Raw genomic sequence first — 6543 nt, 5'->3', positions numbered from 1 at the left:
ACAGGTACAGCGCAAGCCTCAAGGGTTGTGATGTTCCTGTGGGAGCTGGCTTGCCAGCGATAGGGCCAGCAGCCCTCACACCCCAGCCGAAGCCTTCAACGCCCCATCCAGATCCTCGATCAGATCCCGGTAATCCTCGATCCCCACCGACAGCCGCAGCAGGTTCTCGCCGATCCCCATCGCCCCTTTCTGCTCCGGGCTCAAGGAATTGTGCGACATGCTCCAGGAGTGGTTGATCATGCTCTCAACCCCTCCCAGCGAGTCGGCCAGGACAAAGATCCGCAAGGCCTCCACCAGGCGGTTGAGCGCCGCCCGGTCAGCACCCTTGACCTTCATCGCCACCACCGCCCCGCCCGCGCGCATCTGACGCTTGCACAGCGCATGCTGCGGGTGGCTTTCCAGCCCCGGGTAATAGACCTGCTCCACCTGCGGGTGGCCTTCGAGGAAGCGCGCCACCTGCAGCGCGTTGGCGCACTGGCGCTCCATGCGCACATCGAGGGTCTTCAACCCGCGCAGCGCCAGGTAGCAGTCGAACGGTCCCTGGATCGCGCCGACGGCCATGCTGATCTTGCGCAGGCGCGCCAGCAGCGCGTCGTTGGCCGCTACCACCACGCCGCCGGTCAGGTCGGAGTGGCCGCCGATGTACTTGCTGGCCGAGTGCATCACCAGGTCCACGCCGAGGGTAATCGGGCGCTGGTTCCAGGGCGAGCAGAAGGTGTTGTCGATGCAGGTGAGGATGCCACGCGCCCGCGCCAGGTCGCAGACGGCCTTGATATCGACCAGGTGCAGCAACGGGTTGGTCGGTGACTCGATCCAGATCAGCTGGGTCTCGGGCCTGATCGCTGCGGCCACGGCCTCCAGGTCGTTGAGGTCGACGTAGGTGGTGGTCAGGCCCGAGGTGCGGCCACGGTAGTCTTCGAGGATGCGGAAGGTGCCGCCATACACACCGTTCATCACCACCACGTGGGCATCCTTGGGCAGCAGCTCGAGCACGGTGGCCGTGGCGTTCACACCGGATGCGCAAGCGACCGCGCCAACGCCTTCTTCGAGCGCTGCGACACAGGTTTCGTAGGCATGCCGGGTGGGGTTGCCGACGCGGCTGTAGGCGTACTCGGGGTTATCGTCCAGGCTGCGCTTGATGTAGGAGCTAGCGGTGTAGATCGGCGGAAAGATCGCATTGTCGGCGACGCTGGACTGCTCGCCGGCGTGAATGGCTAGGGTGGCGAAATTGCGCGGCTTGTCGGACATGGTCAGGCCCATTGGCAGTGAGGGTAAGGCTGCAACTATCGCACAACCACGGGCCGCGACAACGCCCACCCCGGCAGGAAATTTTTCTAATGCTGAGGTAGGCTGGGGAATATTTTTCTTACCGGTTCCCGATCGATATGGACAGCTTCGACCAGCACATCCTTACCCTGCTCCAGCGCGATGCCTCGGTCTCGCTCAAGGACCTGGCCGAAGCCGTCAACCTCTCGACCACGCCCTGCTGGAAACGGGTCAAGCGCCTGGAAGAAGACGGCTACATCGTTGGCCGCGTCGCCCTGCTCGACCCCGAGCGCCTCGGGCTGGGGCTGACGGTGTTCGTCCAGCTCAAGACCCAGCGCCACGACAGCGCCTGGCTGGAGCAGTTCGCCACGACGGTGACGGGGTTCGAAGAGGTGATGGAGGTGTATCGCATGTCCGGGGACTGGGACTACATGCTGCGGGTGGTGGTGGGGGATATTGCCGCGTATGACCGGTTCTACAAGAAGCTGATTACCAGTACCGATGGGCTTTCCAACATCACCTCCAGTTTTGCCATGGAGCAGATGAAGTACACCACGGCCTATCCGGTGCATCGCTCCTGATCGGTGCTGGATTCTTCGCGGGTCAAGCCCGCTCCCACAAGACCTGCACAGTCTTCAAGGCCCGTGATGTACCTGTGGGAGCGGGCTTGTCCCGCGAAGAGGCCGGCACAGACTACACATCAGTCAGCAGTCAGCACCGCCTCGATCCGGTTCCCCGCCTTGGCCTTCTCCAACCGAATCGCCACGAACTTCGAAGTCGGCGTGTAGGTCCCTTCCCCATAACTGTCCAACGGCACCAACGGATTGGTCTCCGGGTAATACGCCGCCGCCTGCCCATCCGGAATGTCGTAAGGCACCAGTCGGAACCCCGACACCCGCCGCTCCACGCCATCCTCCCACAGCGACACCAGGTCCACGTGCTCGCCCGGCTCGAAGCCCAGGCGACGGATATCCGCCTCGCTGACGAACACCACCTCACGCAAGCCGAACACCCCGCGGTAACGATCATCGAGCCCGTACAGCGTGGTGTTGTACTGGTCATGCGAGCGCATGGTCTGCAGGATCAGGTCTGGCTTGTCGCCCCGCGCCAACACCTTGGCATTGACCAGTTGCTCAGGCAGCGGGCTCGGGCTGAAGCGCGCCTTGCCGGTGGCAGTACGCCAATTGCGTTGCGCCGCGCTGTTGCCCAGGTGGAACCCACCCGGATGCTGCAGGCGCTCGTTGAAATCGGCGAAGCCCGGGATGACATCGGCGATCATCGCGCGAATACGGCTGTAATCGGCGACCGCATATTCCCAGTCGATCGGCTTGTTGCCCAAGGTGGCCTTGGCCATGCCGGCCACGATCCACGGTTCCGAACGCAGGTGCGGCGAACGCGGGCGAAGCTGGCCGTGGGAGATGTGCACCATGCTGAACGTGTCCTCCACGGTCACGCCCTGCGGGCCGTCGTCCTGCAGGTCGATCTCGGTGCGGCCCAGGCAGGGCAGGATCAACGCATCGCGGCCGGTGACCAGGTGTGAGCGGTTGAGCTTGGTGGAGATCTGCACGGTCAGCGCGCAGTTGCGCAGGGCCGCGTGGGTACGTGGCGTGTCCGGCGTGGCCTGGGCGAAGTTGCCACCGAGCCCGATGAACACCTTGGCCCGCCCCTCCTCCATGGCCTTGATCGCCAGCACCGCGTTATGCCCGTGGGCACGTGGCACGCGGAAGTGAAAACGTTTTTCCAGGGCATCGAGCAGCGCCGCCCTGGGTTTCTCGTCGATGCCCATGGTGCGGTCGCCCTGCACGTTGCTGTGGCCACGCACCGGCGAAAGGCCGGCACCCGGCTTGCCGACGTTGCCGCGCAGCAGCTGCAGGTTGACGATTTCCTGCACGGTCGCCACCGAGTGACGGTGCTGGGTCACGCCCATGGCCCAGCACATGATCACCCGCTCGGCCTTGCGGTACATGCGCGCGGCCAGCTCGATCTCGGCCAGGGTCAGGCCCGATTGCTCGACGATATGCTCCCAGGCGGTGGCGTCCACCGCTTCCAGGTAGGCGTCCACGCCGCTGGTGTGCTCGGCGATGAAGGCATGGTCGAACACCGCCGGCTCGCCCTTGGCCTGGGCCTCGCGCTCCCACTGCAGCAGGTATTTGGCGATACCGCGCATGGCCGCCATGTCGCCGCCCAGGGCCGGGCGGAAGTAGGCACTGGTGGTCGGTTCCGAGCCGTTGCTGAGCATTTCGAACGGGTGCTGCGGGTGCTGGAAGCGCTCCAGGCCACGCTCCTTGAGCGGGTTGAAACACACCACCTGAGCACCGCGTTTGACCGCTTCACGCAGCGGTTCGAGCATGCGCGGGTGGTTGGTGCCGGGGTTCTGGCCGATGACGAAGATTGCGTCGGCCAGCTCCAGGTCATGAAACACCACCGTGCCCTTGCCTACCCCGAGCGTTTCCGACATGCCCACGCCGCTGGCTTCATGGCACATGTTGGAGCAGTCGGGGAAGTTGTTGGTGCCGTAGGCGCGCACGAACAGCTGGTAGAGGAACGCCGCCTCGTTGCTGGCCCGGCCCGAGGTGTAGAACTCGGCCTGATCGGGCGAGTCAAGCGCCTGCAGGTGCCGGGCGACCAGGGCGAACGCCTCTTGCCAGGTGGTTTCGACGTAATGGTCGGTGGCGGCGTCGTAGCGCATGGGGTGGGTCAGACGGCCCTGGAACTCAAGCCAGTAGTCGGTCTGCTCGGCCAGGGCACTGACGCTGTACCTGGCGAAGAAGGCGGGGTCCACCGAACGCCCGGTGGCCTCCCAGTTGACCGCCTTGGCGCCGTTCTCGCAGAACTTGACCATGTCGCTTTCCGGCGACTCGCCCCAGGCACAGCCCGGGCAGTCGAAGCCGCCGTTCTGGTTGGTCTTGAGCATGGCCCGCAGGTTCTTGAAGGCGTTCTCGCTGCCCAGCCAGCTCTTGGTCACGCTCTTGAGCGCGCCCCAGCCGGCGGCGGGGCCTTTGTAGTCCCTGATGTGTTGGTCCTGGCTCATGCGGGTAAATCCTCACGCGGGCGTGTAAAAGATGCAGCGGGTCGTGGCCCGGTGCTTTTTTCCAGCCTAGGGAGGGCGGTGCAGAGCCGTCCAATCGATATGGCTTACGGCGTGATAAACCGCGTCGATCACGGTTTGATGCGGGCGTTTTTCAAGTCGCGGGTAACGCGATCAAGGCTTCGGGATACAAGGGCTGCAGCCGTGATAGAGGATATTGATCGAACAGTCGGGCAAAGCAATTTGACGAGGGGGCCGGCAGGTAATAGCTTGAACCTAACACCCCAACCCTGCCGAGCGCCCAAGTGGAACAGACCAGCCGCCCCCTGATCGACGGCTTCAACCGCAAAATCGACTACCTGCGGATGTCGGTGACGGACCGCTGCGACTTCCGTTGCGTCTACTGCATGGCCGAGGACATGCAGTTCCTGCCGCGCCAGCAGATCCTCAGCCTCGAAGAACTGTTCCAGGTGGCCGAGCGCTTCGTCGCCCTGGGCACCCGCAAGATCCGCCTGACCGGTGGCGAGCCGCTGGTGCGCCAGGGCATCGTCGACCTGTGCGGGCGTATCGCCGCCCTGCCCGGCCTGCGCGAACTGTGCATGACCAGCAACGGCTCGCAACTCGGGCGCCTGGCCCAACCGCTGTTCGATGCCGGGCTGTCGCGCCTGAACATCAGCCTCGACAGCCTGGATGCCGAGCGTTTCAAGCAACTGACCCGCACCGGCGACCTGCAGCAGGTGATCGCCGGCATCGACGCCGCACGCCGTGCCGGCTTCCAGCGCATCAAGCTCAACTGCGTGGTGCTCAAGGGCCGCAACGACCACGAGCTGGTCGACCTGGTGCGCTTTGCCATCGACCGCGAACTGGACATCACCTTCATCGAGGAAATGCCGCTCGGGGTGATCAGCGAGCATGAGCGCGGCGAGTCGTTCTGCTCCAGCGATGAAGTGCGCGCGCGCCTGGCCGAGCACTTCACCTTGATCGAGTCGACCGAGTCGTCGCAGGGCCCGGCACGCTACTGGCGCCTGGCTGAAGCCGCGAACACCCGCGTCGGCTTCATCTCGCCGCACAGCCACAACTTCTGCGCCACCTGCAACCGCGTGCGCCTGACCGTCGAAGGTCGCCTGCTGCTGTGCCTGGGCAACGAACATTCGATGGACCTCAAGCAAGTGCTGCGGGCTCACCCGGGCAATGCCGAGCGTCTGGAAAAAGCCATCCGCGACTCGTTGCACCTCAAGCCCTACCGCCACCACTTCGAAGTGGGTGGCGATGTGCAGATCCTGCGCTTCATGAACATGACCGGCGGCTGACCCGCTGCCATTGGAATTCCATGATCGTCCACCCCCATCCCGATGTCCTGCGTGTTCTGTTCACCCTCAAGGGATCGATCGTAAAGCGCATCGCCATGCGCTGCCTGATGGTCACCTTGCTGGCTGCGCTGATCGTGCTGGTCGAACGTCACTTCCCGGCATTCTTCTACCCGGTCAGTGCCACGCCCTTCACCTTGCTCGGCCTGTCGCTGTCGATCTTCATGAGCTTTCGCAACAACGCCTGCTACGACCGCTGGTGGGAAGGGCGCAAGGCCTGGGGCAAGTTGATCATCGAAACCCGCTCGTTCGTCCGCGAAAGCGTGGTGATCGCCGATGCCCAGCTGCGCGACCAGCTGTTGCGCAGCCTGTGCGGGTTTGCCCATGCGCTGAGTGCGCGGTTGCGCAGCGAAGACGAAGTGAGCGCCGCAAGGCCGTGGCTGGGCGACGCGGCGCCAATGGCTGTGCACAACGTCTGTGACGGCATCCTGCGCGAGATAGGCGAGCAATGTTCACGCCTGGTCGAGCAGCAAGGCATCAGCGAATGGCGCTACACCTTGCTGGAGCAGCGCCTGGCCGGCCTGACCGAGGTACAGGCCACCTGCGAGCGGATCAAGGGGACGCCGCTGCCTTTCCCCTACACCCTGCTCCTGCACCGCACCATCTACATCTTCTGCCTGCTGCTGCCATTCGCCCTGGCCGAGCCGCTGGGCTGGCTGGCACCGCTGTTCACCACCATCGTCGGCTACACCTTCTTTGGCCTGGATGCGATTGGCAACGAGCTTGAGGACCCGTTCGGGCGGGACGAGAACGACCTGCCGATGGATGCCATGGTGCGCACGGTCGAGCGTGATGTGCTGGGGGCATTGGGGGTGGAGCCGCTGCCACCGGTGTTGGCGCCGGTGGATCATGTGCTGAATTGAAGGCCCTATCGCCGGCAAG

Annotated in this window: 5 protein-coding genes; 3 read left to right on the top strand and 2 right to left on the bottom strand. The window is 64.5% G+C overall.

Annotation, left to right across the window (positions count from 1 at the left end; translation table 11 throughout):
- Window positions 1-75: 75 nt before the first annotated feature.
- A complete protein-coding gene (locus PMI38_RS19685; protein WP_008097629.1) occupies window positions 76-1260 on the bottom strand; it encodes a trans-sulfuration enzyme family protein in 1185 nt (394 codons plus the stop codon).
- Between the two features lie 125 nt (window positions 1261-1385).
- On the opposite strand from PMI38_RS19685, the gene PMI38_RS19680 reads away from it, so the two are divergent.
- Window positions 1386-1847 carry an Lrp/AsnC family transcriptional regulator gene (locus PMI38_RS19680; RefSeq protein WP_008097628.1) on the top strand — a complete coding sequence of 154 codons (462 nt, stop codon included), beginning with the start codon at window positions 1386-1388 and terminating at the stop codon, window positions 1845-1847.
- Window positions 1848-1966: 119 nt separating this feature from the next.
- Here PMI38_RS19680 and PMI38_RS19675 read toward each other — a convergent pair whose 3' ends face one another.
- Entirely contained in the window at window positions 1967-4297 is a 2331-nt protein-coding gene (locus PMI38_RS19675; protein WP_008097626.1) for an FdhF/YdeP family oxidoreductase, read from the bottom strand.
- Between the two features lie 302 nt (window positions 4298-4599).
- Between PMI38_RS19675 and moaA the strand changes: the two genes are divergently transcribed.
- The gene (gene moaA / locus PMI38_RS19670; protein WP_008097625.1) at window positions 4600-5604 is read left to right on the top strand and encodes a GTP 3',8-cyclase MoaA; all 1005 of its coding nucleotides are present in this window, start codon (window positions 4600-4602) and stop codon (window positions 5602-5604) included.
- Window positions 5605-5624: 20 nt separating this feature from the next.
- Window positions 5625-6524, top strand: coding sequence for a bestrophin family protein (locus PMI38_RS19665; RefSeq protein WP_008097623.1), 900 nt, complete (start codon window positions 5625-5627; stop codon window positions 6522-6524).
- Window positions 6525-6543 lie beyond the last annotated feature (19 nt).

Source organism: Pseudomonas sp. GM84, from assembly GCF_000282535.1.
GTDB lineage: Bacteria > Pseudomonadota > Gammaproteobacteria > Pseudomonadales > Pseudomonadaceae > Aquipseudomonas.
This window is presented reverse-complemented; position numbering and strand designations above follow the sequence as displayed.